Genomic DNA, 25,426 nt, shown 5'->3' with positions numbered 1-25,426 from the left:
CGGATAGTTGAAGTGCGCAACAGTATCGTGAGGCGGTGTGGACCCAGGTGACGTCAGGTATCGACCGGAGACCGGCTGCGCAGCGCAGGCCGACCTCCGTCACGACTCACTGATCGCCACCGCTCCGCCCGCCGAGCGCTGGCTGCTCATCGAGTCGCACGTGGCATGGCCTCGTCAGGCACTCACCTCTCTCCAATCTGTCGGGGACGTCGTGACGCGCAGGTGCCGCGAGCTGGGGATCCGCCCGGTGTTGGTGCGTCGCTCTGGACGAGTGGATCGGACCAGGACTCGCCGCTGGGCCTTGGTGGACTGCCGGCCGGGGCGTGAGCTCGCACGCTGGGGTGACCTACCGACCGATGAGCATCTCCTCGAGGTCCTGGCCGGCAATGACGCCGGCGTGGTCAGTGATGAGCCGGTGTATCTCGTCTGCACGCACGGACGTCACGACGCGTGCTGCGCGGTCCGCGGACGCCCCGTCGCGGCGGCCCTCACCGCCGCGTACCCGGAACGAACCTGGGAGTGCAGCCACATCGGCGGCGACCGCTTCGCGGCGAACGTGGTCGTCCTGCCCCACGGGTTGTTCTACGGACACGTCCCACCGGCCCGCGCCGTCGAACTCGCGAAGCAGTACGACGAGCGTGCCGTCGTACCCGATCTCCTCCGTGGATCAGGTGCGCTCATCCCGCCCGTGCAGGCGGCTCAGCACTTCGCTCGCGCTGCCCGTCACTCGGCCCGCGTCGACAACCTCCTTCCGCAAACAGTCGAAGTCCTCGCTGAGCACCGCTGGCGAATCCTCCTCGCATCCACCAACGGACTGGTCGCAGTCGAGGTGTCGGCCCATGTCGACACGGTCGACGCCCGCCTGACCTGTGCGGGTTCCTCTCCCACGCAGGTCCGCCGGTTCGAACTCCACAGCCTGACCACGATCTGACCGCCCGCCTCACCATTCACCTGACCGCCCACCTGAGGGGTCAGGACGGGTCCACGGGCCGATCCGTTCCGTGCGCGCCGTAGTACGCCGACTGGCGCGCCATGATTTCGCGCATGGACGTGCCGCGGGGCACGCCGTACACCGTTCCCGGGAAGTCCAGCTCGCGTTGGACCTGCCACAGCTCTTCGTGCCGGTCAGGGGAGAAGAGCTGCGCCGGATCACCGGCCGCGATCCATCCGATCGGGAGGACCGCGCCTGCTTCCAGTCGCGAGTTCACGTGCAGCACGCTGTTGATCCGGAGCTCCGCGCCCGCGCAGGCGACGGAACCGGGGAACAACGCGGCGCCCGTGGCGATGAAGACTTCGTCCTCGACCGTGGCGCCGTTGACATGTGCATGGGGACCTACCAGGACCGCGTCGCCGATCAGCGCTGGATGGTCGGCCCGGCCTCGCACCAGGGCGTTCTCCATCACCACACTGTTCTCGCCGAGCCGGATGTCGCCGTTCTCCGCGGTCAGCACCGCACCGTGCAGAACTCTGCTGCCTTCGCCGAGTGTGACGGCGCCGCAGAGCACGGCCGATGGGGCGACGTACGCGGATTCGGGCACGACCGGTCGACGGCCGCGGTGTTCCATCAGCATGTGTCGGTGTCCTCTCCTAGCCTGATCACCTCCATTCTCGATGGCGTACCCGATCTGTGCGGACTCTCCACGGCCCGGGTCCTCACAACCCGGGCGGCGGTGTCCTCCGGGCCGTCCACGTCGAGGTGGGAGGCTCGGTCCGGCGGACAATCCGGGGTGGAGAACCGCGAACTGAGCCAACATTAGAACAGATGTTCGATCGAGTGCAACGCATCCTGACAGGTCAGGTACCGAGGGGTGGTGAGCGGTCAGATCCGCTCGGCGCTGAGCCGTGGCGCGACCCGCGCGAGGACGTAGATCGTCGCGCTGGCCACCAGCGCGACCACCGCGAGCGCCAGCCACGGCAGCTCGTGATGGACCTCGAAGAGCTGCGTGAAGAACGCCGGCGCCAGCACGCTCGCGAACGTGAACGAGTACTGCCAGTACGACAAGTACTTCCCGCGTCCAACGGTCGGCGCCACGGCCGCCGAGAGCGCGTTGTTCGTCGCCGCGTGCAGTACGTCGGCAAACGCATAACAGGCCGTCGCGAGCACCAGCACCGCCACGACCAGACCCGCCGGGATATGTACCTGCAGCGCCATCAGCACCGCCCACACCGCATAGGCGATCCCAGCGACCACCATGACGTTCGTACGGCGCCTGCGCTCGGTGTGCCGAACGACCAGCGTCTGACCGGTCGCCAGCACCAGCGCCGTCGCCGCGATCAGCACACCGACTAGCCACTTCGGTACAGAGAGCGCCTCGGTGACGTACACCGGTACGCCGACGCCGAGCATCATCGTGCAGAGCGCCAGCAACGTGTTGGCGCCGATCAGCACCAGGAACGTCTTGTCCTTACGCAACAGCGGCGCCGGCCCGGTGTCCTGTTTGGACCGCTCGTGGTGCGACGGATGCAGTCGCAGGAGCAGCAGACCGGCGGCGTAGAACGTCACTGCGTTCACAGCCATTCCGACCAGGAACGGTGCGTCGCCACCGATCGCCAGCAGCCAGCCGGCCGCCAGCGCGCCCAGTGCGACACCGCCGGCCTGCATCATCCCGCCCAGGCCGAACCACTTGTCTCGGTCGCCCTCGTCGGCGACGTCCGCGAGCAGACTGAAGATCGCCGACCAGAACACTCGCTGTCCGGTCGCCATCACCAGTGAGCACAGGAACAGCAACCAGACCGACCGGCCGAAGAAGAAGCCGGTGAACGCCAGCCCCTGGGCGAACTGTGCGCCCACCACGATGTTCCGCGGCCCGATCCGGTCGATCACCACGCCCACCGCGGCTGGGGCGGCGATGGAGAACAGCGTGGCGACAGTCAGGATCAGTCCGGCCGTCCCGAGCTCGATACCGGCGACCTTGTTGAAGAACAGCAGCAGGAGCGGACCGGCGCAGCCGCCACCGAACGAGTCGATCGCCAGACCGGCCAGGAGCGGTACGCGGCCCCGTACGTTCGGGAGGCCGAGTGACGCGGCTGCAGGCATGGCGAAGCGCTCCTATCGGTCGTCTCGGCGGCTGGCGAACACTAGCAAGCGTTCGCCAGCGCGCTCCAACCGATTTCAGTCTGTTGCGGACACCCGTCGTACCGCCACGTTCTGGAGGGGACGCCAGGCTGCCACTGTCATCACCACCATCGCCACAAAGGCAATCGCGAACGGGGCGGCCAGTCCGTAGCGCTGCGCCAGTACGCCGCCCAGCGCGGAGCCGACCGCTGCGCCGCCTACGGAAGCCAGCAGGTACACGCTGTTCACTCTGCCCATCAGGTTGTCAGGAGTGACCAGTTGACGCGTTGTAGTCGAGACGATGCCCCAAACCACCGCGTGGACGCCGAAAACCGCCATCGTCGCGCCGGCGACCCACGGGTTCCGGGTGAGCGCCAGGACGAGGTGAATCGTGGTCTCGATGACCAGTCCGGCACGCAGCATAGTCACCGAGCCAACCCGCGGCTCCAGGAAGTGGTACGCCGGCATACCGAGCACACCGCCCACGGCGCCGACTGAAACGAGCAGTCCGAACTGTGTCTCGGTCAGACCGAGCCGCTCGCGGGCAAACAACACCCAGGTGGCGAAAGCGGCACAGAACGTGATGTTCATGACCAGGATGGACAATGCGAGCGTCCGGACACCGGGGTGCTGCCACAGCCATCGGACTCCCTCCCGCACCTCGTGCAAGAGCGCTGCACGAGCGGCGTGGTCAGGCAGCGGTGGACGTACGGCGACCCGCGCGATGAGTACCGCAGCGGCGGCAAAAGTGACCGCGTCGAAGACCAGCGGGATACCTGCTCCTGCTGCGAACAGCAATGCGCCAAGCGGCGGACCGCCGAGTTGCTGGAGCACTGTGCCGCTGGCGAACAGCCGAGCGTTCGCTTTGCCGAGGTGGTCTTTCGGCACCGCACTGACGAGCAGTGCGCCAGACGCGTTGTCCGCAAGAGTTTCCGCCGTACCGAGGAGGAACAGTGCGAGGTAGACGGCCCAGAGCGGTGTGGTGCCGAGCAGTACGGCGACACCGAGGCCGGCCAGGACGATCGCGCGAAAGGTGTCGGCGGCAACGATCATCAGACGGCGGTCGAGCCGGTCGACCAGGACGCCGCTGAACAGCGCGAACAGCAACCACGGCAACTGCTGGACGAAGGCGGCCGCTCCCACCGCGGCCGGTTCGGTGGTGATCGAGGCGACGAGCAGGGGACCCGCGGCCAGTAGGGCGCCGTCGCCGAGGTTGGAGATGATCGAGGCCGGCCAGATCTTCCGAAAATCGGACCCGAGCTCGGCCGGGAACGCGAGTGCGTCGAGAGAACGCATGGAGGTGACTCCTGAGGGCATGACGGAACGACAGGACACCGGCGTACGCCGGCTCGTGCATCCGGTCAGTGCTTCTCAGCGCGTCAGCGTGCCGACCGGACGGTGTGTGCCATGACCTCGAAGGACCGAGACATTGCTCCCACCTCCGTCCGTACCCTCCGGCGGTCCATCCGCCGCTCCGGCGACCCTACCGGCCACTCCCCGCCCCCGCACTCCGATTCCTCCCGCCGCCCCTGCGCTATCCTCAACGCTCGGCGGCAACGCCAGGAGGGTTCGCATAGCGGCCGAGTGCGCTGGTCTTGAAAACCGGTATGGCGGGTGACCGTCATCGTGGGTTCGAATCCCACACCCTCCGCTCAAACTCCCCCGAAATTACGTCTGACCTGCGGAAACGCACACCTGTGCCCCGACGACCGGTTTGTCCGGCGGCGTACTGTCCTGGGCGGTCTCTTTCGGCTGACCTTGCAGAATGCGTGCAACGGTTCCCCGCAAAGTACGGGTGCGGTACGGGCAGAGACACGTCGGCGACGACTCGTACTGTCGCGACAGCTAGCGGGCAGGCGCATGCCAGCTCGAGACATCTCTCTCGGAGGACTGATGAAGGCACGTGCACTGGGGACACTGGTAGGAGCCGCAGCGATGCTGAGCGGGTTGTTGGTGGCAACTCCAGCGCAGGCCGCCACGACGTCGGTGTACTCGCCGGACGGCGGGGCGTTGGGACAGGTGTCCGTCGCGGCAAGCGGGACCGTCACCTTGATCGCCAGGGACAAGAGCTGTGACGGGCGAGGGGCGGTGCTGCACTTCAAGATCTCTGGCGTCCGGGGCACGCTCTCGGACGGCAGCTGCCACGGAGGCGCAGCGGTCCGTGGGCCCTTCATGCCGACCGGATCCCGGATCGACTTCTACGTGTGCAACACGAACACCCGCACCGGTTACAAGAGCTGCTCGTCGACGAAGACCGTCTACGCCTGAGCAACGCGACACCCGAAGCAATACGTGCAATGGTGACCGCATCGGAGTCTTGAGAAATTTCTGGCGGTGGGCTGTCGGATCTGGGGTGGGGCGTTCGTTGTAGGGGTGACGGGCGGCTAGCGAGAGGTCCCCGGACCGACAGAGAGGTGTGGCGGTATGCGGAAGCTGATCTATGGGATGAACTTGACACTGGACGGCTACGTTGCCGCGCCCGGGGACGACATCGGGTGGAGTACTCCGAGTGACGAATGGTTTCAGTGGTGGCTTGAGCAGGAGCTGGCGATCGGGCTGTTCTTGTACGGGCGCAGGCTGTGGGAGGGTATGAGTTCGCACTGGCCGACCGCCGACCAGCTGCCCGACGCCACCCCGGCGCAGATCGAGTTCGCGCGGAACTGGCGGGACACGCCGAAGGTGGTGTTCTCGTCGACGATCGACAAGGTCGACTGGAACGCCCGCCTGGTCACCGGCGACGCGGTCGCGGAGATCACCCGGCTCAAGACCGGCGACGGCAAGCCGATGCGGGTCGGTGGCGCCACACTCGCGGCTGCGGCCATGCGGGCTGGGCTGGTCGACGAGTACGAGATCGTCACTCATCCGGTGCTGGTGGGCGGCGGCAGACCGTTCTTCACCGCGCTGGACAGCTGGGTGAACCTGAACCTGGTGGAGACGCGGACGCTGCCCGGCGGCGTGGTCGTGACCAGGTACGAGACGAAGCGTTGAGCGCGATTCCCAGCACAAGCCACGAGAATTGTTTGTCCCGGGTGTCGGATCTGGCGGGTAGCGTTCGTGGGACGGGTGGAGGCGGTCGGGGAGCGGCCGTCGGACAAGGAGTGCTGAGATGGCGCATTACCTGATCTCGTTCGCGAACGGGGCGATGGACGTCCCCGTGGAAGAGCTGCCCGCGGTGGCCAAGGCCGGGCAGGCGGTGATCCAGGAGGCGAAGGACGCCGGTGTGTTCCGGTTCGCCGGTGGGCTGAACTACGGCGCCGAGGCCGCCACGGCGGACACCAACGGGGCGGTCACCGAAGGGCCGTTCGCGGAGAGCAAGGAGCAGTTGGGCGGCATCTTTGTCGTCAACGTACCCACCCGGGAGGCGGCTCACGAGTGGGCAGCGAAGGTGGCGGCCGCCTGCCGCTGCCCACAGGACGTCCGCAAGTTCATGGACGACCCGGAGTCCTGACCAGCCAACGGTCAGGTGGTTTCGCCCGACTCGATGGTGTCGAGGTCTCGGGTGGCGAAGCGGAGGTGTTCCCATTCCTCGCCGAGGATGACGCGCAGGCAGGAGCCGACCGTCTCGGCGTGCTCGGGTGAGTGCGGGTTCTTGCGGGTCTCTTCGAGGTCGGCCGGAGTGACCTTGGCGAGGTAGTCGCGGACCATCGTCAGGCGGCCGGCGCGGACCTCGAGGACCTCCGCGTACGTCGGGGTTGTCGAGGCGTCGGCGTCGCCGTACTTCAGGCCGATCGGGTGCAGCGGCTCGTCGAGCTCCAGGACGGAGCGGCCGAACCAGAGGTCGGTGGCGTGGACGAGGTGCCGCTGCGTCTGCGCGAACGACCACTCGCCGCCCACCGACACATCGACAGTGCCCTCCGGCATCGCGGCGGCGCGTGCCTGGGCGGCCGCCCACGCGTCCTCCACCTTCGCGTACGCCGCCCGGAGCCCCGCCGGATCCTGCGCCAGCCGCTCCGCCCGGCCCGGGAACCGCCGGTTGAGCTCGGCCTCGACGAGCGGCGCCACATCGACGCCGTTCACGATCAGGCTGCCGTCCTTCTCGGTCAGCCACGGCGAGTCGATGTCCGCACCTTGGATGTCGATGCCGCGCATCACCACGCCGGACAGGTCGGCCTCGGTGATCCGGGCGCCGCGCAGGTTCACCTCGTTGAACCGAGCCCCCTTCAGGTTCGCGTCAACGAACTCCGCGCCCTGCAAATCGTCGGTCCGACCGAACTTCGCCATGCCAACTCCCGTGGTTTCTCGATGTCGCGGCGAGCCTAGCCGTGACCTCGGACACAAAAGTCGTGCGCGCGGCACCCGGCCCGTGATGGGGTCGAAGGACCGGCGAAAGGAACTGGATATGGATGTCCTGGATGCGGCAGCACGGCTCGGCTACTCGGAGCGGGACCGGACACGGTTCGAGGGACTGCGGTACGGCGGCCTGCGGCTACCGGAGAACGCCGCGGACCTGATGGAGTACTGCGGAGTCGATCCGGCCGACCGCAAGGAGATGCTCGCCGCGCGGCCGGACCCGGAGCGCGAACCGGACTGGTGGGCGATCACCGCCGCGCTGGCCGGAGAGATCGAACGCGACGTCGACCTGCCCATTCCGCCCACCGGATTCCGCGGCTGGCCCGCCGTACCGCGGGATGCGTCCGCGGTGGGGTTGTTCGCGGCGGCGTGGGCATTGCTGGCCAGCCTGCCGCGGCTGCGCGAGCTGCACGCAAGGCGCGGTGTGCCGGAGTCGGTGACCAGAACGAGCGTCTCCGCGCTCGGAGGGCTGATGGGAACGCACCGGCACCTCTGCGGCCGTCCCGGAGTTGGACTGATGTCGATGTGGACGCCGCCGTTGCGGTTCCGTGGCGCCGACTACGAGTTCGGTCGCCACGCGTTCACTCGTACCCAGCTCGGCATGGGCGACGAGGTCTCCGGCCACGTCCTGTCTCTGCACATCCCACCGACCGGCCGGCTCGACGCGCAGGCGTCTGAAGAGTCCATTGCGACAGCCGTGGAGTCGTTCAAGCGCTGGTACCCCGAGGAGCCGGTGAGTGCGTTCGTGTGTCACTCATGGCTGCTGGACCCGCAGTTGGCCGAGTACCTGCGTCCGGAGTCCAACATCATGCGTTTCCAGAGTCGCTTCGACCTGCTGCCGTACCTCCCACCGGACGATCCCAGTGAGGGTGATCGCGATCTGATGCGGCTCGGGCTGCAGATCGCCGTACCAGACCATCCGCTGACCGAGGAGGACCTTTCTGCGGTCCCTCAGGAGACCACTCTGCAGCGTGCGTTCGTCGAGCACCTGCGCGCCGGTCGCCACTGGCACCACCGCACAGGCACCCTGAAGACATGGAGCTGAGGATCCCAGTCGGTCCGGACGAGGTCTGGGCCGACCATCTGGCCGGAGCCGGCGTACCGATCGTCCTGCTGCACCCGGAGACCGGGGACTCACAGGTGTGGGACCCAGTGCTGCCGGGGCTGAGCGGTCGACGCATGCTCCGGTACGACGCCCGCGGGTCCGGGCGCTCGTCGCGCCCAACCGGTGACTTCTCGCCGCTCGGTGACCTGGAGACCGTCCTGAGCCAACTGAACCTCGAGCGGGTGCTGCTGGTCGGCTGCTCAACCGGCGCTGGTACGGCGCTCAGTTTCGCGCTGGTGCACCCCGAGCAGGTCCACGGACTGGTGCTGTTGTACCCGGACGTGCCCGGCTTCCCGCGCCCCGAAAGCACGGGACCGGACGGGTTCGATGACGACGTGTACGACCAGCTGCACGAGCTCCGGGTGCCGTCCGTCGTGATGGTCGGTGACGAGGACAGCCCGGTCCACGCAGCCACGGCCGGTGCCGCCGCGGCGCGCATCCCCGGCTGCGAGTTCATCTGGACACCCGGCGCCGATCCGCTGCGCCACGCGGACACAGTGACCGACGCCGTCCAACGACTGGCCGGTGACTACGACGCCGGGTAGGACAGGTGCTGGTGGATCATCTGCCAGCCGGTTGCGGTCCTGCGGAACACACGGGTGGCTCGGGACGTGGTCTCGGTGCCGTTGGCGGTGATGTGGTCGATGGACCAGGCGACGGCGAGGTTGCCGGCGGACTCGATGATGGGGTTCGGGATGGTGAACGTGATCGGGTCAAGGCTGGACTTCAGGCCGGCCGCGCAGACCTCGCGGACGGCCGGCTTGCCGCTGTAGTTGCCGTCGATCTCGTACGAGACGACGTCCTCGGCGATCGGCTCCATCAACGCGTCCAGATCGCCGGCGGCGGTGTCCTCGCCCCACTTGTCGAGAACAGCGCCGAGGTCCGTCGCGTCGGCGTCCTCGTGCGGGAACGAGTGATGCTCGTGCGTGACGGTCCAGCGGTCGTCGATCTTGCGGAGCCCGATCGTGAGACGCAGGCGCTGGTCAGGATTGTCGTCCGGGGTGCCGCAGCGCAGCAATGCGAAGGCGAAAGCCACGTCCGAGCCAGCGGTCACGTCCAGCGACACCAGCTCGAACGACGCACCGGACCGCTGCCACTCGAAGAACCCGGGCCACGTCGCGCGGTACGCGTCCAGCCCGCGAACACCGTCGTACGGCGGGGGCACGTCGAACATCACCAGATCCGGGGCGTGGTCGGCCATCACAGTGTCCAGATCGCCCGCGTGCACCGCGGTGACCCAGTTCTCGATCAGCGTGCGGATCTCCTGCTCGTCAGTCATGTCTCTCCTCGGTCAGGCAGCTCGTCACCCTCTACAACCCGGGAGGATCCACAAACTCATCGGGCAGCCCGAAAGTCGGGAAATCCGCCTCCAGGTACGACACCACTTCGACGATGTCCGAGCCCCGCAGTACGACGACATCCAGCCCGCCGGGCACGTACCGGTCGCCCTTGAGCAGGTAGGTGCCGAAGGCGAGCTGACCGTTCGCGCGAGCAGGCAGGAACCGCCACTCGGAACGCAGCGGTCCGTCGAGCAGGAACGTCCGGATCGCGTCCCGACCGACGAACCAGTCCGGCAGCGGCGGCATCGAGTACTTCGCGTCCGCGGCCAGCATCGCCACGATCGCGTCGACGTCGCGGGCCTCCCACGCGGCCATGTAGCGCCGTACCAAGTCCCGCTCGCCTGACTCGCCCAGCGCGCGCAGAGTCTGCTGCTGACTCGGTACGGCGCTCACCACCGACCGTGCTCGCTGCAGAGCACTGTTGACTGCGGCAACCGACGTATCCAACAGCTCGGACACCTCACGGGCACTGAACGCCAGTACGTCGCGCAGCAGGAGCACTGCCCGTTGCAGCGCGGACAGGTGCTGCAGCGACGCGACGAACGCGAGCTCGACGGACTCCAGCGCCAGCAGCTGCGCCTCGGGAGTCAACGAGGCGGTCCACGTCAGTCGGCTCTCCGGATACGGATCGAGCGCCTCCTCGGCACGCCGTCCGCGGCGCTCGATCAGCGTCAGACATCGGTTGGTGGCGATCTTGTACAGCCACGGACGGATCGATCCGCGGTCCTCGTACCCCTGCAGGCTGCTCCACGCGCGGAGCAGTGTCTCCTGGACGGCATCCTCCGCGTCCGTGTCGGAGCCGAGCATCCGGTAGCAGTGCGCGTGCAGCTCACCACGCCACGGTTCGACCAGTTGTCCGAAGGCGTGCTCGTCACCCGCTCGCGCGGCAGCCAGCAGCTCTTGCATCACTGGCAGCTAACGACTGTCTGGTCCAGCGATCCAGCACCTGTGCCGCTCGACCACTGTCCACAGCCTCCACGCAGCGCGCAAAGCAGTCCGCCAGCGGTTCCAGCCCCCGTTCCAGCGTCAGCGTGGTCAGAGCAGCCGCAGCATTCAGCAGTACGACGTCCCGCACCGGACCGCGTTCTCCGTCGACCACGCCACGCATCAGCCGCGCATTGAACGCGGCGTCACCACCTCGCAGCTCAGCCAATGACGTCGGCCGCAGACCCAGTGAGCGAGGATCGAACATCACCTCCCTAGCAGAGCCGTCATGCACCACCCACAGCCGCGAATAGCCAGTAGTAGTGAGCTTGTCGAGGCCGTCGTCACCACGAGCGACCAGTGCGGACCTGCCTTGGTTGGCCAGCGCACCGGCCAGTACTGGCAGCATCTGCGGGTTGGCGACGCCGACTAGCTGGTGTGGCGGGTCAGCTGGGTTGAGCAGGGGCGCGAGCACGTTGAAAGCCGTGGGGACCGCGAGCTCACGGCGTACCACTGCGACTTGGCGGAGGGCTGGGTTGAAGCGCGGAGCGAACAGGTAGGTCAGTCCGACGTCGGTCGCCATCTGAGCGGCCTCTGTTGCGGACAGGTCGAGTGGGACGCCTAGGTGCTCGACCAGGTCGCTGGAGCCGGCTGCCGAGGAGGAGGCGGCGCGACCGCCGTGTTTGACGACGGTGACACCTGTGGCGGCTACGACCACTGAGGCCATCGTGGAGATGTTCGCTGCACCGGTGCGGTCACCGCCGGTCCCGACGATGTCCACGAACGTTCCAGGGATGTGGACCGGTGTGGCGTGCGAGCGGAGTGCGTCGGCCAGGCCGGTGAGTTCGTCGGCGGTCTCGCCCTTGGCGCGCAGGGCGATCAGGAAGCCGGAGATCTGGGCCGGTGACGCCTCGCCCAGCACCAGTTGGTCCATTGCCCACCCGGTGTCCGCCGCCGAGAGGTCGGAACCGGCCAGGAGCGCGGAGATCAGGCCGGACCAGGTCCGGAGCGTTGTTGCCATCGGCATTCCTCAGGGTGCGGGGCCGCCCACGAGGAGAACATGACAACGGCCGCCTCGCAGGAGACGGCCGGGTGGATGCGCGCGATCAGGCCGTCAGTTGACGGCCCACCACTGACTCACGCGCTGGAACATGACCCTGACAGTAGCGCAGGCAGTGCCTTGTCACATCATGGTGGGTCGATTCGTCAGAGCACTGAGGACAGGAACAGGAAGGGCTGCGGTGGACGGGCACGAGGAGCTGGCGGGGGAGTTCGAGCAGAACCGCGCGCATCTGCGTGCGGTCGCGTACCGGATGCTCGGATCGTTGGCCGAGGCGGAGGACGCCGTTCAGGAGGCTTGGCTGCGGCTGAGCCGGACCGACGTGAGTGATGTCGGCAATCTGGCCGGCTGGCTGACCACTGTGGTGTCCCGGGTTTGTCTGGACATGCTGCGCAGCCGCAAGTCGCGGCGGGAGGACTCGCTGGACACCTACGTGCCGGATCCGATCATCGGCCGGGTGGACGGGGAGTTGGGGCCCGAGGGCGAGGCCATCCAGGCGGATGCGATCGGGCTGGCGCTGCTCGTCGTCCTGGAGACGCTGTCACCGGCGGAGCGGCTGGCGTTCGTCCTGCACGACATGTTCGGCGTCGGGTTCGACGAGATCGCGACGATTGTGGACAAGTCGCCGGCGGCCACCAGGCAGCTGGCGAGTCGCGCCCGGCGACGGGTGCAGGGTGCGCCGGCGAGTGACGGGGACGCGAGCCGGCAGCGCGCGGTCGTCGAGGCCTTCATGGCCGCGTCGCGCGGCGGTGACTTCGAGGCGTTGCTCGAGCTGCTGGACCCGGAGGTGCTGCTGCGCGCCGACGCGGGTTCCGCGAGCGCGGAGTTCGCCGGGCCGGCGGTGTCCAAGCTCGTCCGCGGTGCGAAGGCGGTCGTCGAACAGGCGCTGCTGTTCAGCCGCATGGCGCCGTACAACCAGCTGGTGACCGTGAACGGTCTGCCGGGTGTGATCACCGTCGTCAACGACCGCCTGATGGGTGTCATGGCGGTCACCGTGGCGGACGGCAAGATCACTCAGATCGACATCCTTGCCGACGTCGAACGCCTGGAGATCATCCAGCTACCAGCCTGAGCACCCGCCGAGCCTGCGCCGCCGCGGTCCCCGGAGGATTGCGGTCGGCGCTGGGTCCGCCCGGCCCGATGAGCGTCAGCCAGAACCCGGCCCACAGACACCGCGCCGCCTGGAACCGCTCGGGGTCCACGGCGAAGCGCCGTACCAGTGGAGTCCAGTCGGTCGCGCGGCCCGACAGGTGCTCCACGAGGTTGGCGAGCTCGACAGCCCGGTCACCCAGCCCGGCGTCCTCGAAGTCGATGATGCGAACCCGGGCGCCGTCCCACAGGTAGTTGGCGACGTTGGGGTCGCCGTGCCCGACCACAGGATCCTGTACGTCGGTCACGTCCGCCGGCTCGTTCGCGAGCCAGGCGTGCGCAGCCGCGCCGACCACGCCGTCGATGCCCCGCAACGCGCTCAGCCCCGAGCGGGTGCGGGCGACGAGCGCCGGCAGATCAATGGGGGTCAGACCGGTGGGCGGGACCGACCACAGCGTCTCCAGCGCGTTGCCGAGGGCGGCCAACTGCGCGGCCGTGAGGTCAGCGGGCAGCGGTGCGCCGGGCAGGAGCGTCAGCGTCATCCACGGTGCGGGGTCGCCGGACGAGGTGAGTGGGGTTGGGACGAGCTCCGGGACGGCCTGCGAGAGCAGGGTGAGGGCGGCCCATTCGCGCGCCGGCTCGTCGCGTGACCAGGAGGCGTAGCGCTTCGTGACGGTGCCGCCGGTGACCTCGACCGAATGCGTCATCAGAAAAGTCTGGCCGGGGTGTCAATAACCGGCCTCCCTCTTCGACGTACAGGTAGAAGCAGCTACGTGAGGGAGCGGATCGGATGTCTACGCAGGCGATTGCAGCGGTTGCCACTAACGGCAGTGCCACCAGTGACATCGTGGCCGGGCTGTTGGGGGCGGGGTTCAACGGCGCCGTCCGGCTGCCGGGAGAAGCGGAGTACGACGAGCAGCGTCGGTCCGTGATCCCGTCGGTCGATTCGCGCCCTCTCGTGGTTGCTGAAGCGTTCACCCGGACCGACGTCCAGGCCGCCGTACGGACGGCCCGCGAGTACGGCCTACCGCTGGCCGTGCAGGCCACGGGGCACGGCACCCGGGTTCCGGCCGACGGCGGGATCCTGCTGAAGACCACCCCGATGACGGCGGTCCTGATCGACCCGGAGCGGCGGATCGCGAAGGTCGCGCCGGGTGCACGCTGGGGCGCCGTACTGGATGCGGCGCGGCAGTTCGGGCTCGCTCCGCTGTCCGGGTCGCACCGCGACGTCGGCGTCACCGGATACACGCTCGGCGGCGGGGTCGGCTGGCTGGCCCGCAAGTACGGGTTCGCGGCCGACAGCGTGATCCGCGCCGAGGTCGTCACCGCCGACGGTCGCACCGTCACCGCGAGCGCCGAGCAGCACCCCGAGCTGTTCTGGGCGATCCGCGGCGGCACCGGCAACTTCGGCATCGTCACGTCGCTCGAGTTCCGCCTGTACCCGGTCCGCCAGGTGCACGCCGGCATCGTGTACTACGGCATCGACCGCGCCACCGCGATCCTGCGCCGGTACCGCGACTGGACCGCCACGATCCCCAACGAACTCAGCACCGCGATCGTCCTGACTCGCATCCCCGGCACCGAGCAGCGCGCCGTCGCGATCAAGGTCCTGTATGCCGGCCCCGCGGACCTCGCCGAGCATCTCCTCAAGCCCCTGTTCGAGGTCGCCGGCCAACGCCTCGCCGGTGAGCTCACGACGATCGAGTACGCCGATGCCGCGATGGGTGGCACGCCCGCTCGGCACCTCGAGTTCCTGGACACGCTGACCGACGAGGTGATCGACGTGGTCACCGAACTCGAGGACGCGATGGTCGAGGTCCGGCACTGGGGCGGCGCGATGGCGCACCCCGGTCCTGGCGCCGGACCGGTCGGTCACCGCGGGGCGGCGTACTCGCTGATCGTTGACCGCGAGGTGGCCGGGCTGCCGAGCTCGGGACGGACGTTCGTGAACTTCCTCGGCGACCCGGGGCGCGCGGAGACGGCGTACGGCGCCGCGGACTTCGAGCGGCTGCGCGCGGTGAAGCGGAGCTACGACCCGGCGAACTTCTTCCACCTGAACGCCAACATCAGGCCATGAAGAAGCGGTCCGGTCCCCGGAAGGGCGGGGACCGGACCGCTCACAGCTAAGGCGCGTCTCCCAGTCCCCCGCCTACTGCGCGGGACTGGGAGACACACCCTAGGTCAGACCGTGCCGGAGTTCCCGTAGACGGTCACGTGCACGTGGTCGTAGTGGTTCGCGGTCGTGCTGCCGCGGTCCGGCATCGCGCGCCAGCCCTCGCTGCTGCGCTGGACCGTCCAGATGTGCTGCTGCCAGATCAGCTGGCTGACACCGAGCTTCTTGTAATTGGCCTTCAGCCAGTCCGCGACCTCCTGGCCCTCGGAGCCGCTGACCATGATGTCGAGTGCGTGGCCGGTCGAGTGCTCGGAGCCGCTGTCGCCGGACCGCATCCCGCCGTACGACGTGATGTCGGGGAACTTCGCGCAGATCGCCCGGTGCACCCGGATCGCGTCCTGGGTGATGCCGTCCTCGACGGCGGAACCCGACTTGCAGACCGTCTGGGAGATCGCCCCGACGACGGCCGCGACCGGCTTGGTGGCCGAGAGATACTGCGTCTTCACCCAGCGGGACTTGCCGTCGCTGACGACCTCGGCGTACAGGCCGTCGACCTTGCCGGTGACCGAGACCTTGGTGCCCTTCGGCAGCACGTCCAGCAGGATGCCGGTCAGTGGCAGGGTCCAGAGGTTCACGTCGGTGGTGGTGTACTTCGTGCCGGAGATCTTCGGCGGCGCCGCGTTCACCTCGGCGGAGGCGCGGGTCTTCGCCGCCGTCGGCTTCGGGATCGGAGCCTGCTTCTTGAGGTGCTTCGCCGTCGGGCTCGGCTTCGGCTTCGGCGTCGCGCTCGGCGTCGTCGACGGGGTGTTGATCGGCGGACGCAGAGCGTCGCGGCTGATCGTGGTGTCGCGCGACAGCTGCAGGGACGAGCTGGCGATCGACGGATCGAGGTTGACGTGCTGGCTGGGGAACGCGGCGGCCGAGCCGGTGGCCACCAGGGCTACTGCCGCTCCGGGGATCGCGACCTTCACGATGCCGGGCTGGATGCCCTTGAGGCGCGACTGCTTGTGCCGCGCCTGTCTATGCCGTCCTGCCACTTGTCACCCAATCTGCCGAGACCAAACCGTTATCGACCGGAGGAGTCAAGCACACATCGCTGCACGGGTTCGAATCGGCCTGGAGTCTTAACGCATTACGAACGTCCACAGGCGCGGCCGAGTCGTGATCTGCCCGGTATCCGGAAGTGATCGGTTCGAGATCAAACGCTTGGTGCAGGGACCGGCGTTGTGATCCAGGGCGCGGCGGTCACCGCGGTTCGTCTGGCATCCCCGATGAGATGAGCGTGCCGCGCAGCTCGACGCGGTCGCCCACAGCGGCCGACACCTGGCCGGCGATCGCCTGCGCCTGGTCGTCGTCGGCGGCGTCGATCAGGTAGAAGCCCGCCAGCTGCTCCTTCGACTCCCCGAACGGACCGTCGGTGACCACCTGCTCACCGTCCCGGATCTGCACGATCCGGCCGTCCTCGGGTGGTCGCAGCCCCTCGGAGCTGACCAGCTCACCGGACGCGGCCAGCTCGCGCTCCAACTGGATCAGCCGGGCCAGCGCTGCATCGTCCTCGACGGTCCAGACCCGGTCGAGACTCCGGAAGATCATCACGACGTACTTCATGGGGTCACCGTAACCAGCGGGACCGACAGAACCCCGCGAACCATCAAGGTTCGCGGGGCCCCGTGTGTTTCCTGCCAAGGCATCACTACCGAGGCATCAGTACCAGTGGCGTCGGCCACCGACCGCGCGGCCGGTCGCTCCGAGCAGCCACAGAACAGCTCCGACCAGGAGCAGGACGATGCCGATCGTCCACAGGATCGAGATGTGCAGCAGGAACCCGAGAAGCAGCAGGATCAGTCCGAGGACCAGCATGGAACCTCCTTCAACTGGGCCGCCTCACGGTGGCGGCCGCGGGCTCCCGGTTCCCACTCCCGGCCCCCTGAACCTCCAACAGTCGTTTGACCAGCAGGCATCCGGCCAGGCCGATCGCGATGAACAACCACACCGTCGCGAACGCGATCCGGTAGCCGTGCGTCAGTGCGGTCGGAGCGCTACCCGACGTGTTCGCGGTAGCCACGGCGGAGACGGCCGCGACGCCGACCGCGCCACCGATCTGGAAGCTGGCGTTCTGGAGTCCGGAGGCGACTCCAGCGTCCTCGCCGGCGACGTCGCTGAGCGAGGCGATCGAACCTGCGACCGAGCCGGCACCCAGTCCGGCGCCGAAGATCGTCAGACCCCAGAAGGCCAGCTCGAAGTACCCGGAGTCCACGGTCAGTCGAGTCATCAGCGTCGTACCGACTCCTGCGATCAGTAAGGACACAAAGGCGACCAGGCGCGGTCCGACGCGCGTGACGAGGTGCTGGCCGACCATGGACCCCACGACCGCTGCTGCCGCGAGTACTGCGGACATCAGGCCGTAGCGGATCGCGGACGCACCTAGAGCGAGCTGGGCGTACTGCGTGTACACGAAGTTGAGTCCGAACGCAGCCAGGCCCCAGGCGATCGTGATGAGGTTCCCGCCGACCAGCGTGCGCGATCGGAAGATTCGAAGCGGCACGAGGGGTGCTGCGGATCGCTTCTCTACAAGGACGAATAGAGCGAAGAGAACAGCCGAGAGCAGAGCTAGAAGAGCCGTCCGGATCGCTGACGACTCTGGTGCCTCGATGACGGCGTACACGAGGACGATGAGCGCAGCGGTGACAGTGGCGGCGCCTGCGAGGTCGAAACCGCGGCGTCCGGATCCACGGCTGTCCAGCAGCAGAACAGGCGCCAGTACAACGACAAGTAGGCAGACCGGCACGTTGATGAAGAAGATCCACTGCCAGCCGAGTCCGTCCGTGACCGGGCCGCCGACGAGCGAACCCGCCGTACCGCCGACCCCACTGGTCGCACCCCAGATCCCCAACGCCTTGTTGCGATCCGGTCCGGACGGGAACGTGGTCATCACGATCGACAGCGCGCTGGGCGCGAGTACGGCGGCCGCGGCGCCCTGCAGGCCGCGCGCGAGGACGAGAGCGTCACCACTCCACGCGAAGCCGCACAGCAGGGAGGACCCCGCGAAGAGCAGCAGTCCGGTGATGAAGACCCGTCGACGCCCCAGGAGGTCGGAGATCCGGCCGCCGAGCAGCAGCAGGCCACCGAACATCAGCGCGTACCCACTCGGCACCCACTGCACGCCACCGGTCGAGAACGTCAGCTCCCGCTCGATCGACGGTACGGCGACCAGCACGATCGAAGCGTCCAGGATGATCATGAACCCGGTCAGGCAGAGCAACGCCAGCGCGAGCCAGCGCTTCGATTCCGAAACCATCAGCCATCTCCAGTACGCCGGGACGCCCCGGCTGAGCGTCACTCGCCGGAGACGTCGGCGCCGACCTGGTGTACTTCGACATTCCGGAACTGTCGAAGTACGCCGGGTCTGTTTCGACGTACCTGTTAACTGGAGGTCACCGCGGCCTCCACTGGGGACAGGATGGTGTCTGTGAAGTACATGCTGCTGATCTACAGCAACCCCGAGAGCTGGGCGAGCCTGTCGGCCGAGCAACGCGACGGGCTGGTCGAGGCGCACGAGACGCTGTCCAGGGAGCTGACCGAACAAGGCCTGCTGGTCAGCGCGGCCGGTCTGGCCGACCCGATCACCACGCGGACCGTGCAGGTGCGGGACGACACCGCGACCACCACCGACGGGCCGTACGCCGAGGCGAAGGAACACCTGGCCGGCTTCTACCTGGTCGAGTGCGAGAACATCGACCAGGCGATCGGGTACGCCGCCCGGATGCCCGACGCGGAGTACGTCGCCGTGGAGGTGCGACCTGTGATGGACATGTCCGGGCTGGAAATGTGAGTAACTTCGACCTGCTGCTCCGGGAGCAGGCGCCGCAGGTGCTGAGTGCGCTGGTCCGGCACTACGGCCACTTCGACCTGGCCGAGGAAGCGGTCCAGGAGGCGCTGCTGGCGGCCGCGCAGCAGTGGCCGTCCGAGGGCGTGCCGGACAACCCGCGGGGCTGGCTGATCCGGGTCGGGTCGCGGCGGCTGACCGATCTGCTCCGCAGCGAGTCCGCGCGGCGGCGCCGGGAGGAGAACGCCGCGCAGCTCGCCGCTCCGGAGGAGTTCGTTGCCTCCGGCCCGGAGATCGACGATCCCGGCGGCCGGGACGACACGCTGACGTTGCTGTTCCTCTGCTGCCATCCGGCCCTGTCGCCGGCGTCCCAGATCGCGCTGACGCTGCGCGCGGTCGGTGGCCTCAGTACCGCGCAGATCGCGGCCGCGTTCCTGGTGCCGGAGGCAACCATGGCGCAGCGCATCAGCCGGGCGAAGCGGAGTATCAAGCAGGCGGGTAGTTCGTTCGAGATGCCGCCCGAGGCGGACCGGGACGAGCGGATGGGCGCCGTACTGCATGTGCTCTACCTGATCTTCAACGAGGGCTACACGGCGTCGTCCGGTACGTCGCTGCACAGTGCGGAGCTCACCACCGAGGCGATCCGGCTGGTGCGCGGCGTACGGAAGCTGCTGCCGGACGACGGTGAGGTGGCCGGACTGCTGGCGCTGATGCTGCTCACCGATGCGCGACGGCCGGCGCGGACCGGGGCTGACGGGACACTGATACCGCTGTCCGAGCAGGACAGAACCCTGTGGAACAAGACGCTGATCGTCGAGGGCGAGGCATTGGTGTCCGATGCGCTGTCCCGAACGCAGCTGGGTCCGTACCAGGTGCAGGCCGCGATCGCAGCGGTGCACGACACGGCTGCGCGCGCCGACGACACCGACTGGCGGCAGATCGTCGCGCTGTACGACGTACTCGAGCAGCTGGTCGACAACCCGATGGTGAAGCTCAACCACGCAGTCGCTGTCGGTATGGCGGTCGGACCGAAGGAGGGCCTCGCCGTGCTTGAGCCACTCGAGTCGGACGACCGCATGAACCATCGGCTGGAGGCTGTCCGCGCGCATCTGCTCGAGATGTCCGGGGACACCGCCGCTGCGCGCGAGAGCTACCTGCTGGCGGCCCGGCGTACGACGAGTGTGCCGGAGCGGAACTACCTGCAGTCGAAGGCGGACCGCCTGGACTGAAGTCGCGCTGGACCTCTGGATGTGTCAGGTTGGACGAGTGGATCTCACCAGGGCTTCACTCCTCCGGGAGATGCTGAGCGGCACCGAACTGGGTAGCCGCACCACCGAGTTCGGTTATGCGCTGCGGCGGTTCACCACCAGGCGCAGCGGCCTGATGTTGTTCGGACCGGTCGACGAAGAGCCCTGGCACCTGACCGCGCACCTGGACGACGAACTGCACCGCGCCGGCGTGGAGGACATGCGACCGTCCCTGGTTCGCTGGGCGCCGCCGCCGGATGCCCCGCCACACTTGGCGATTGGTCTGGACCGCCTACGGGACGCAGGTCGTGGTGAGTCGCTGCTGGTCGTGGCCGAAGAGAATCCGGCCACCACACTGCTCGAGCGGATCAACGACGTACGACGCCGCGGTACGACGATCTTCAGCATCGGGAACGGGGATCAGGAGCTGGCATCGCTCAGCCACGAGACGCTCGTCCCCGAGCTGCTGGTGCCGGACGGGTTCGGGTGGACGAGCCGGCCGATCGAGTACGACCACGACGAGCCGCAGTCGGCGCTGACCGAGGTGGAACCGCAGATCGCCGAGGGTTTCGAGACAGCGCAGCACCTGGTCAGCCTCGCCGCGGCGGACGAGGAGGCAGGCCGCTCCGGCTGGCGCAGCCGGCTGCGGAACGCCATCGAGCGACTTGGCGGAGAGCCGGCCTAAGCGTCCAGGTACAAGGCGGCGAGTCGCGGCAGGTGAGACTCGAGGTCGTCCGAGTCGTCGAAGTCGATCTCGTTGCCTGCGGGCAGATCCGGCGTGTCCGGCGCGTCCGCGTCGACCGCTTTCCAGTACGCCGCCGCGTCCCCGGTCACGTTCTTGTACGCGTGACTCCCGACGTGCAGGATCCCTTCGCCGTCGAACCCCTCGAAGCCCTCCGGCCGGTCCTCGTCCACCACGTCGGCGAGCGAGTCCGGGTCGGTCAGCGCGGCGTCCCACACCTCCCGGCCCTGGGCGATCAGCCAGCCACGGAACGAGTCGAACCCGTCCTCCGAGGCACCGGAGTTGATCAGGTACGCCGCCGCCCAGAGATCCCACCGGTACGACTCGACCTGCAGCCGCGCCAGCTCGACCCCGAACCCGGCGATCTCCCCGGTCGCGGCCAGTCCGAGCACCTTGGTCAACGCGTCCGCCACCCCGTCCGGATCCGCCACGGTGTCGTCCACCGTGGCCCGCGCATCCTCGACCAGCCCCCAGAAACCATCCCTGTCCACCCCCAAACCATCTCACCGACCCCGGGACAGCGGGAGCGCTGATCGCCGATGATTCTTCAGACGGACGGCTCGACCCTGATCGTCCAGTCCGTCGTCAGGCTTGGCACCGGCTGTTGAGGATTCTCTGGATCTGCCGGCAGCTCGCGCTGCTCGTCCTGCTGGACGGAACTCGGCTCCGATTCAGCTCCGTCCTGTGACGACAGCGCTGTGGACGTCAGCGAAGTTCGCTCATCCGGCTGCTCCGGGGCGTCGCGCAGCCGCGGCGGGGCGGCCGTCCACGTGCGCAGGTCCTGAACGATGTCACCGTAGAAGGCATTGATCGCGCCCTCGACCGAGTCGATGAACGACCCGCGGCCACGCCCCCGCTTGCTGCCGAGCGGTGATCCGAGCGCGACCCGGAACGAGCGCAGTTCCTTCTTCGGATCCTCGATCAGGAGCGCGGGTTGATCACGGACAGCACGCAGGAGTTCCGCAGTACCTGCCCCGCGACCGTGCATGACGAACGCCTCGATCCGGGTCGAGTCGGGTGCATGCCGGAGCTGGCGGAGCAGCCAGTTGACGCGCGTCGTGGCTCGGCCGTCGCGCGGCGCGGCGATGTCCACGTGACACGTGACAACGCCTGCTCGAAGGTCGGCCGTGACCCCGAGCGGGCCGACCGCGTTCGGGATGTTGATGGCGCCGTGCAAGGTTCCGTGCGTGCTCATCGCCTGTACCAGCGACTGTGAGCGCAGGGCGGGATCAGCCAGTTCCTTTCGGGACAGCGCGGGGGTCACGTCGTCACCCAGCTTCCGGCCGAGCTGCAGACTCACATACCTGAGCAAGGCGTCGAACCGGGCTGCGACCTCCGGTGCGCATTTGTCGCCGGGCCGGAGCGTGCCGGAGGCAACGGCCTCCCGGGTTGTCACCCAGGACGGGCCCATGTCGTCGAACTGCAGTGCACCGGACCGCGGGTGCTCGAGATACCGGATCAGCTCACCCAGGATCCACGCCTGGTCCGGGTCGGCGACGCCTCGATGTTCCTTCTGCAGTACCGCTTCCGCCAGGATCATCGACCAGGACCAGTGGTGCAACGCAACGCGCTTGAGCTTTCGCTTGTCGACCTTGGTGGGATGCAGACCTGCGACCGCCGGGATCTCGTTCGAGATCGTCACAACCGCGTCGAAGCCCTGTTCGCGAGCAATGTCGAGGTACGCCTCGAGTTGCTCGGCCTCCAGCGCGTTGACGCCGGTCTTGACCTCAACAAGCGCTGTCCACTCCTTCTGTCCCCGGCGAGCCCGCAGCAGGCCGTCCGGGTAGAGGCGCCGCTCACCCAGGTAGAACGGCACCTCTATGTAGGTCTCCAGCTGTCCAGCAGGTGCGCCGAGCGGTTGAGTCAGCACCCGGCCGAACTCCCGGACGGACGACATCACCGCGAGCAGGGCTGATGTCGCGCGACGCTCCTGCTCGTCGGCGCCGCTGATGCCCGAGGTCGGAATCAGGCGCGCCTGATGCCAGCTTTCTTCTGCCATCGCCATCCCCCACGGGCTTCGTCCCGGCAGACCCCCCACAGGTCCGCATCACCGTGATCACCCGTCGAACACGGCACCTTACGCCTCGCGTCACGCACCGTGAAGCACGGGACCGGATTCTGGTCTTTACCAGACCTCGTCGAGCTGGGTGCGCTGGTCGGGGGTGAGTGTGAGGCGGGTGCCGGAGAGGGCGGTTCGGAGGTATGCGGGAGTGCTGATGCCGACGATCGGGGTGATGGGTGGGGTGCCGGTGGTGAGCCAGGCGAGGACTACCTCGGAGCGGGTCACGCCGAGGGTGGTGGCGACGTCGGTCAGGGCCTCGAGGCGGCGGGTGGTGCCGGGGTGGTCGAAGGCCGGGTCGAGGGGACGGTCGGCGCGGTTCTCGTAGGCGCCCGACATCAGCGGGCTGTAGGCGAAGAGCTGCTGGTCGGGGTTGGTCGCGGCGTAGTCGAGGACCTCGTCGGTGATCCAGCCGAAGCGGTGGTCGTGGGCGTGGTCGCGGACGAAGGGCCGCGGCTGCAGGTACGAGTACCGCAGTTGCAACGCCGTCGGGCCCATTACGCCGAGGCCGGCGGCGATGCCGCGGAAGCGTTCGACGCGCCAGAGGGCGTAGTTCGAGAGGCCGATCCGGCCGATCGTTCCCGCCGCCGCGTGCTTCCCGAACGCGGTCGCGGTCTCCTCGAGTGGCGTCGCGCGGTCGTCGCGGTGCGCCCAGTACAGGTCGATGTGGTCGATACCGAGGCGGCGCAGCGAGGTCTCGAGCGCCGCGTCGATCGCCTTGGCGCCCAAGCCCTCCGAGTGCTCCGGGAAGCTACCGGGCCAGAGCGGCTCGCACCCGACCTTGGTTGCCAGCTTGACCCGGTCCCGTACGCCGGGACGCTGCGCGAACCACCGCCCGAGCAGCTCCTCGCTCTGTCCACCGTGACCGCTCGGGTGCTGCCAGAACGCGTAGCAGTTCGCCGTGTCGATCCACTCGCCACCCGCGTCGACGTACGCGTCCAGCAGCCGGAACGACGTCTGCTCGTCGATCCGGGTTCCGTACTCCATCGCCCCTAGCGCAAGGTTCGTCATGCGCCAGATTCAAACTGCTGGAGCGCGGTCTAGGTCAAGTCGGCAAACTCCCGGAGTACCGGTGCCAGCGTTGTCGGCTCGGTGCTGTGGTTCTCGCCAGGGACGACTCTCAGCGTGGCGGTCGGGAGGTGGGCAGCCATCGCCTCGGCGCCTGACGAGAGGGCGGGCCAGGTCTGGTCGCCGTGCAGGACCAGGACGGGGACCTTGACACCGGCCCAGCGGTCTTCCGGCAACGGGTTGCCGGACATGGTCGTGCCCATGATGCGGCCGTCGTACGCGATCGTGTGGGCGATCTCCTCGACGGGCGCCCAGTACGGCGACTGCTTCATCCCGGCGACTGCCTCGGTGGGCAGGCCGGCGGCCGCGGTCATGAACAGCTCGGCGGCGCGGTCGCGACGGCCCTCGGCGACGAACGCATCGAGCTGCTCGACGTAGTCAGCCGGCAGTGGCGGCCGGGCGTCGTCCACGACGACCGGCGGCTCGAACAGCACCAGCCCGGCGATCGGCAGCCCGGCGGCCGCGGCGTCCAGCGCCAGCAGGGCACCCGACGACCAGCCGAACACGATGGCCGGCTGCCCAGCGTCCGCGATCAGTGCCTCGATGTCCTCGATCTCCCGCTGGATCGCGTACGGCGCGGTGTCGCCGCTCGCGCCCCGCCCGCGCCGGTCGTACACGGAGGTCCGGAACGAGTCGCTCAGCAGCTTCCCGACCTCGGCGTTCGCCGGGTTGACGGCGCGGTGCGCGGTCGCCCCGTCGACCAGGATCAGCGGCCGGCCGGCGCCGTACGCGTCGAAGGCGATCGTCGTGCCGTCGGTGGATGTCACGGTGCTCATGATGGTTTTCCCTCCCTGAAGAACTAGACCGTACAGTACTCAATGGAGAACTGGACTGTCTAGTATGATTTCCGGATCCGATCGGAGGAGGGCTTCGTGGAGCAGCTGGAGACCGAGGGCCGGACGCCGCGCAAGCGCCGCGCCATCCTGGCCGCCGCGACCGAGGTGTTCCTGCAGCACGGGTACCTCGGCGCGAGCATGGACGAAGTGGCCGCGCGGGCCGGCGTCTCCAAACAGACCGTCTACAAGCAGTTCGAGAACAAGGAACGGCTGTTCGCCGAGATCGTCCTCGGCACCAGCGACCAGCTGATCGACGGCCTGCTCCAGGCGTACGTCGACACTCTCGACGGAGCCGACGACGCCCGGGAAGCCCTGCGTGCGTTGGCGTATCGCCTGCTCCAGAGCCTCACCGCCGACAGCGTTCTGCAGCTCCGCCGGCTCGTGATCGCGGAGGCGGACCGGTTTCCCGAGGTGTGCGGCGCCTGGTTCACCAGCGGTTTCGAGAAGTCCCTCGACGCGCTCGGGCAGGCGTTGGCGAAACTGAGTGACCGCGGTCTGCTCAAGGAGCTCGATGACCCGACGCTGGCGGCGTACCAGTTCGCCGGTCTGGTGATGTACAAGCCGATGAACCGGGCGATGTTCGCGGGCACCCGGCAGCGGCCGAAGCCGGACGAGCTGGACAAGCTCGCGGACCGGGCGACCGACGTGTTCCTCGCCGCCTACGGAGCTTGA

Annotated in this window: 28 protein-coding genes and 1 tRNA gene; 13 read left to right on the top strand and 16 right to left on the bottom strand. The window is 68.3% G+C overall.

Annotated features, from left to right (window positions below; genetic code table 11):
• The first annotated feature begins 37 nt into the window (after positions 1 to 37).
• On the top strand, positions 38 to 931 hold the full coding sequence (locus AC0662_RS21365; RefSeq protein WP_478302663.1) for a sucrase ferredoxin: 894 nt from the start codon (positions 38 to 40) through the stop codon (positions 929 to 931).
• Positions 932 to 971: 40 nt separating this feature from the next.
• On the opposite strand, the gene AC0662_RS21360 is transcribed toward AC0662_RS21365, so the two are convergent.
• From AC0662_RS21360 to AC0662_RS21350, 3 genes are all read right to left on the bottom strand, one after another.
• Positions 972 to 1,571, bottom strand: coding sequence for a gamma carbonic anhydrase family protein (locus tag AC0662_RS21360; protein WP_452197402.1), 600 nt, complete (start codon positions 1,569 to 1,571; stop codon positions 972 to 974).
• Between the two features lie 248 nt (positions 1,572 to 1,819).
• On the bottom strand, positions 1,820 to 3,037 hold the full coding sequence (locus AC0662_RS21355; RefSeq protein WP_452197404.1) for an MFS transporter: 1,218 nt from the start codon (positions 3,035 to 3,037) through the stop codon (positions 1,820 to 1,822).
• Positions 3,038 to 3,112: 75 nt separating this feature from the next.
• The gene (locus tag AC0662_RS21350) at positions 3,113 to 4,351 is read right to left on the bottom strand and encodes an MFS transporter (protein ID WP_478302661.1); all 1,239 of its coding nucleotides are present in this window, start codon (positions 4,349 to 4,351) and stop codon (positions 3,113 to 3,115) included.
• Between the two features lie 266 nt (positions 4,352 to 4,617).
• On the opposite strand from AC0662_RS21350, the gene AC0662_RS21345 reads away from it, so the two are divergent.
• The 4 genes from AC0662_RS21345 to AC0662_RS21330 all read left to right on the top strand — a co-directional run bounded on the left by AC0662_RS21345 (position 4,618) and on the right by AC0662_RS21330 (position 6,503).
• A tRNA-Ser gene (locus AC0662_RS21345) sits at positions 4,618 to 4,706 on the top strand.
• 242 nt (positions 4,707 to 4,948) lie between these two features.
• On the top strand, positions 4,949 to 5,323 hold the full coding sequence (locus AC0662_RS21340) for a hypothetical protein (protein WP_478302659.1): 375 nt from the start codon (positions 4,949 to 4,951) through the stop codon (positions 5,321 to 5,323).
• Between the two features lie 156 nt (positions 5,324 to 5,479).
• The gene (locus tag AC0662_RS21335; RefSeq protein ID WP_478302657.1) at positions 5,480 to 6,043 is read left to right on the top strand and encodes a dihydrofolate reductase family protein; all 564 of its coding nucleotides are present in this window, start codon (positions 5,480 to 5,482) and stop codon (positions 6,041 to 6,043) included.
• 118 nt (positions 6,044 to 6,161) lie between these two features.
• Entirely contained in the window at positions 6,162 to 6,503 is a 342-nt protein-coding gene (locus AC0662_RS21330; RefSeq protein ID WP_478302655.1) for a YciI family protein, read from the top strand.
• Positions 6,504 to 6,514: 11 nt separating this feature from the next.
• Here the strand turns inward: AC0662_RS21330 and AC0662_RS21325 are convergent, their stop codons facing one another.
• Positions 6,515 to 7,276 carry a DinB family protein gene (locus AC0662_RS21325; RefSeq protein WP_478302653.1) on the bottom strand — a complete coding sequence of 254 codons (762 nt, stop codon included), beginning with the start codon at positions 7,274 to 7,276 and terminating at the stop codon, positions 6,515 to 6,517.
• A 118-nt stretch (positions 7,277 to 7,394) separates the two neighbouring features.
• Here AC0662_RS21325 and AC0662_RS21320 point away from each other — a divergent pair, with 118 nt between their 5' ends.
• Positions 7,395 to 8,390 (top strand): acyltransferase domain-containing protein, encoded by a 996-nt coding sequence (locus AC0662_RS21320; protein WP_478302651.1) that lies wholly within the window; start codon positions 7,395 to 7,397, stop codon positions 8,388 to 8,390.
• On the top strand, positions 8,381 to 8,995 hold the full coding sequence (locus AC0662_RS21315; protein WP_478302649.1) for an alpha/beta fold hydrolase: 615 nt from the start codon (positions 8,381 to 8,383) through the stop codon (positions 8,993 to 8,995). Before AC0662_RS21320 ends, AC0662_RS21315 begins: the two co-directional genes overlap by 10 nt.
• Here AC0662_RS21315 and AC0662_RS21310 read toward each other — a convergent pair.
• Genes AC0662_RS21310 through trpD form a run of 3 tightly spaced genes read right to left on the bottom strand, consistent with a single transcriptional unit; the run spans position 8,980 to position 11,735 of the window.
• Positions 8,980 to 9,729, bottom strand: a complete 750-nt coding sequence (locus tag AC0662_RS21310) for a YybH family protein (RefSeq protein WP_478302647.1) — start codon at positions 9,727 to 9,729, stop codon at positions 8,980 to 8,982. The genes AC0662_RS21315 and AC0662_RS21310 overlap by 16 nt on opposite strands.
• 31 nt (positions 9,730 to 9,760) lie before the next feature.
• Positions 9,761 to 10,696 (bottom strand): sigma-70 family RNA polymerase sigma factor, encoded by a 936-nt coding sequence (locus AC0662_RS21305; protein ID WP_452197421.1) that lies wholly within the window; start codon positions 10,694 to 10,696, stop codon positions 9,761 to 9,763.
• Positions 10,662 to 11,735 carry an anthranilate phosphoribosyltransferase gene (gene trpD, locus AC0662_RS21300; protein ID WP_478302645.1) on the bottom strand — a complete coding sequence of 358 codons (1,074 nt, stop codon included), beginning with the start codon at positions 11,733 to 11,735 and terminating at the stop codon, positions 10,662 to 10,664. The genes AC0662_RS21305 and trpD overlap by 35 nt, the downstream gene beginning before the upstream one ends.
• A gap of 220 nt (positions 11,736 to 11,955) precedes the next feature.
• On the opposite strand from trpD, the gene sigJ reads away from it, so the two are divergent.
• On the top strand, positions 11,956 to 12,846 hold the full coding sequence (gene sigJ / locus AC0662_RS21295; protein WP_452197424.1) for an RNA polymerase sigma factor SigJ: 891 nt from the start codon (positions 11,956 to 11,958) through the stop codon (positions 12,844 to 12,846).
• Here the strand turns inward: sigJ and AC0662_RS21290 are convergent.
• Positions 12,827 to 13,570, bottom strand: a complete 744-nt coding sequence (locus AC0662_RS21290; RefSeq protein WP_452197426.1) for an aminoglycoside phosphotransferase family protein — start codon at positions 13,568 to 13,570, stop codon at positions 12,827 to 12,829. The genes sigJ and AC0662_RS21290 overlap by 20 nt on opposite strands.
• A gap of 83 nt (positions 13,571 to 13,653) precedes the next feature.
• On the opposite strand from AC0662_RS21290, the gene AC0662_RS21285 reads away from it, so the two are divergent.
• Positions 13,654 to 14,940 carry an FAD-binding oxidoreductase gene (locus AC0662_RS21285; protein WP_478302643.1) on the top strand — a complete coding sequence of 429 codons (1,287 nt, stop codon included), beginning with the start codon at positions 13,654 to 13,656 and terminating at the stop codon, positions 14,938 to 14,940.
• Positions 14,941 to 15,044: 104 nt separating this feature from the next.
• Here the strand turns inward: AC0662_RS21285 and AC0662_RS21280 are convergent, their stop codons facing one another.
• The 4 genes from AC0662_RS21280 to AC0662_RS21265 all read right to left on the bottom strand — a co-directional run bounded on the left by AC0662_RS21280 (position 15,045) and on the right by AC0662_RS21265 (position 18,274).
• On the bottom strand, positions 15,045 to 16,013 hold the full coding sequence (locus AC0662_RS21280; protein WP_452197430.1) for a VldE C-terminal domain-containing protein: 969 nt from the start codon (positions 16,011 to 16,013) through the stop codon (positions 15,045 to 15,047).
• A gap of 208 nt (positions 16,014 to 16,221) precedes the next feature.
• Positions 16,222 to 16,584 (bottom strand): YciI family protein, encoded by a 363-nt coding sequence (locus tag AC0662_RS21275; protein ID WP_478302641.1) that lies wholly within the window; start codon positions 16,582 to 16,584, stop codon positions 16,222 to 16,224.
• A gap of 96 nt (positions 16,585 to 16,680) precedes the next feature.
• Positions 16,681 to 16,836, bottom strand: coding sequence for a DUF6131 family protein (locus AC0662_RS21270; RefSeq protein ID WP_387767782.1), 156 nt, complete (start codon positions 16,834 to 16,836; stop codon positions 16,681 to 16,683).
• 10 nt (positions 16,837 to 16,846) lie between these two features.
• On the bottom strand, positions 16,847 to 18,274 hold the full coding sequence (locus AC0662_RS21265) for an MFS transporter (RefSeq protein ID WP_478302639.1): 1,428 nt from the start codon (positions 18,272 to 18,274) through the stop codon (positions 16,847 to 16,849).
• Positions 18,275 to 18,454: 180 nt separating this feature from the next.
• On the opposite strand from AC0662_RS21265, the gene AC0662_RS21260 reads away from it, so the two are divergent.
• The 3 genes from AC0662_RS21260 to AC0662_RS21250 are packed head-to-tail and all read left to right on the top strand — an operon-like array spanning position 18,455 to position 20,734.
• On the top strand, positions 18,455 to 18,808 hold the full coding sequence (locus AC0662_RS21260; protein WP_452197833.1) for a YciI family protein: 354 nt from the start codon (positions 18,455 to 18,457) through the stop codon (positions 18,806 to 18,808).
• Positions 18,805 to 20,031: an RNA polymerase sigma factor gene (locus AC0662_RS21255; protein ID WP_452197437.1), complete on the top strand. Its 1,227-nt coding sequence runs from the start codon at positions 18,805 to 18,807 to the stop codon at positions 20,029 to 20,031. The genes AC0662_RS21260 and AC0662_RS21255 overlap by 4 nt, the downstream gene beginning before the upstream one ends.
• Before the next feature lie 37 nt (positions 20,032 to 20,068).
• Complete coding sequence (locus AC0662_RS21250; RefSeq protein ID WP_452197439.1) at positions 20,069 to 20,734, top strand: hypothetical protein; 666 nt, start codon at positions 20,069 to 20,071, stop codon at positions 20,732 to 20,734.
• Here the strand turns inward: AC0662_RS21250 and AC0662_RS21245 are convergent.
• From AC0662_RS21245 to AC0662_RS21230, 4 genes are all read right to left on the bottom strand, one after another.
• Entirely contained in the window at positions 20,731 to 21,282 is a 552-nt protein-coding gene (locus AC0662_RS21245) for a DUF4240 domain-containing protein (protein ID WP_452197441.1), read from the bottom strand. The genes AC0662_RS21250 and AC0662_RS21245 overlap by 4 nt on opposite strands.
• A 56-nt stretch (positions 21,283 to 21,338) precedes the next feature.
• On the bottom strand, positions 21,339 to 22,790 hold the full coding sequence (locus tag AC0662_RS21240) for a hypothetical protein (RefSeq protein WP_478302637.1): 1,452 nt from the start codon (positions 22,788 to 22,790) through the stop codon (positions 21,339 to 21,341).
• 126 nt (positions 22,791 to 22,916) lie between these two features.
• On the bottom strand, positions 22,917 to 23,861 hold the full coding sequence (locus tag AC0662_RS21235) for an aldo/keto reductase (RefSeq protein WP_478302635.1): 945 nt from the start codon (positions 23,859 to 23,861) through the stop codon (positions 22,917 to 22,919).
• Between the two features lie 29 nt (positions 23,862 to 23,890).
• A complete protein-coding gene (locus tag AC0662_RS21230) occupies positions 23,891 to 24,694 on the bottom strand; it encodes an alpha/beta fold hydrolase (RefSeq protein ID WP_478302633.1) in 804 nt (267 codons plus the stop codon).
• 96 nt (positions 24,695 to 24,790) lie between these two features.
• Between AC0662_RS21230 and AC0662_RS21225 the strand changes: the two genes are divergently transcribed.
• Positions 24,791 to 25,426, top strand: coding sequence for a TetR/AcrR family transcriptional regulator (locus AC0662_RS21225; protein ID WP_452197444.1), 636 nt, complete (start codon positions 24,791 to 24,793; stop codon positions 25,424 to 25,426).

This window comes from Kribbella sp. NPDC043289 (assembly GCF_056436705.1).
The sequence above is the reverse complement of the archived record's forward strand: the minus strand, read 5'-3'. Positions and strand labels throughout refer to the sequence as shown.

What these genes read in the sequence shown, in the direction of transcription:
- AC0662_RS21260 (WP_452197833.1), top strand. Translation starts at nt 18,455, where the DNA reads ATGCTGCTGATCTACAGCAACCCCGAGAGCTGGGCGAGCCTGTCGGCC.
- AC0662_RS21360 (WP_452197402.1), bottom strand. Translation starts at nt 1,571, where the DNA reads ATGCTGATGGAACACCGCGGCCGTCGACCGGTCGTGCCCGAATCCGCG.
- AC0662_RS21270 (WP_387767782.1), bottom strand. Translation starts at nt 16,836, where the DNA reads ATGCTGGTCCTCGGACTGATCCTGCTGCTTCTCGGGTTCCTGCTGCAC.
- trpD (WP_478302645.1), bottom strand. Translation starts at nt 11,735, where the DNA reads ATGGCAACAACGCTCCGGACCTGGTCCGGCCTGATCTCCGCGCTCCTG.
- AC0662_RS21340 (WP_478302659.1), top strand. Translation starts at nt 4,949, where the DNA reads ATGAAGGCACGTGCACTGGGGACACTGGTAGGAGCCGCAGCGATGCTG.
- AC0662_RS21350 (WP_478302661.1), bottom strand. Translation starts at nt 4,351, where the DNA reads ATGCGTTCTCTCGACGCACTCGCGTTCCCGGCCGAGCTCGGGTCCGAT.
- AC0662_RS21275 (WP_478302641.1), bottom strand. Translation starts at nt 16,584, where the DNA reads ATGAAGTACGTCGTGATGATCTTCCGGAGTCTCGACCGGGTCTGGACC.
- AC0662_RS21285 (WP_478302643.1), top strand. Translation starts at nt 13,654, where the DNA reads ATGTCTACGCAGGCGATTGCAGCGGTTGCCACTAACGGCAGTGCCACC.
- AC0662_RS21325 (WP_478302653.1), bottom strand. Translation starts at nt 7,276, where the DNA reads ATGGCGAAGTTCGGTCGGACCGACGATTTGCAGGGCGCGGAGTTCGTT.
- AC0662_RS21240 (WP_478302637.1), bottom strand. Translation starts at nt 22,790, where the DNA reads ATGGCAGAAGAAAGCTGGCATCAGGCGCGCCTGATTCCGACCTCGGGC.
- AC0662_RS21310 (WP_478302647.1), bottom strand. Translation starts at nt 9,729, where the DNA reads ATGACTGACGAGCAGGAGATCCGCACGCTGATCGAGAACTGGGTCACC.
- AC0662_RS21235 (WP_478302635.1), bottom strand. Translation starts at nt 23,861, where the DNA reads ATGACGAACCTTGCGCTAGGGGCGATGGAGTACGGAACCCGGATCGAC.
- AC0662_RS21305 (WP_452197421.1), bottom strand. Translation starts at nt 10,696, where the DNA reads ATGCAAGAGCTGCTGGCTGCCGCGCGAGCGGGTGACGAGCACGCCTTC.
- AC0662_RS21230 (WP_478302633.1), bottom strand. Translation starts at nt 24,694, where the DNA reads ATGAGCACCGTGACATCCACCGACGGCACGACGATCGCCTTCGACGCG.
- AC0662_RS21265 (WP_478302639.1), bottom strand. Translation starts at nt 18,274, where the DNA reads ATGGTTTCGGAATCGAAGCGCTGGCTCGCGCTGGCGTTGCTCTGCCTG.
- AC0662_RS21355 (WP_452197404.1), bottom strand. Translation starts at nt 3,037, where the DNA reads ATGCCTGCAGCCGCGTCACTCGGCCTCCCGAACGTACGGGGCCGCGTA.
- AC0662_RS21290 (WP_452197426.1), bottom strand. Translation starts at nt 13,570, where the DNA reads ATGACGCATTCGGTCGAGGTCACCGGCGGCACCGTCACGAAGCGCTAC.
- AC0662_RS21335 (WP_478302657.1), top strand. Translation starts at nt 5,480, where the DNA reads ATGCGGAAGCTGATCTATGGGATGAACTTGACACTGGACGGCTACGTT.
- AC0662_RS21330 (WP_478302655.1), top strand. Translation starts at nt 6,162, where the DNA reads ATGGCGCATTACCTGATCTCGTTCGCGAACGGGGCGATGGACGTCCCC.
- AC0662_RS21320 (WP_478302651.1), top strand. Translation starts at nt 7,395, where the DNA reads ATGGATGTCCTGGATGCGGCAGCACGGCTCGGCTACTCGGAGCGGGAC.
- AC0662_RS21315 (WP_478302649.1), top strand. Translation starts at nt 8,381, where the DNA reads ATGGAGCTGAGGATCCCAGTCGGTCCGGACGAGGTCTGGGCCGACCAT.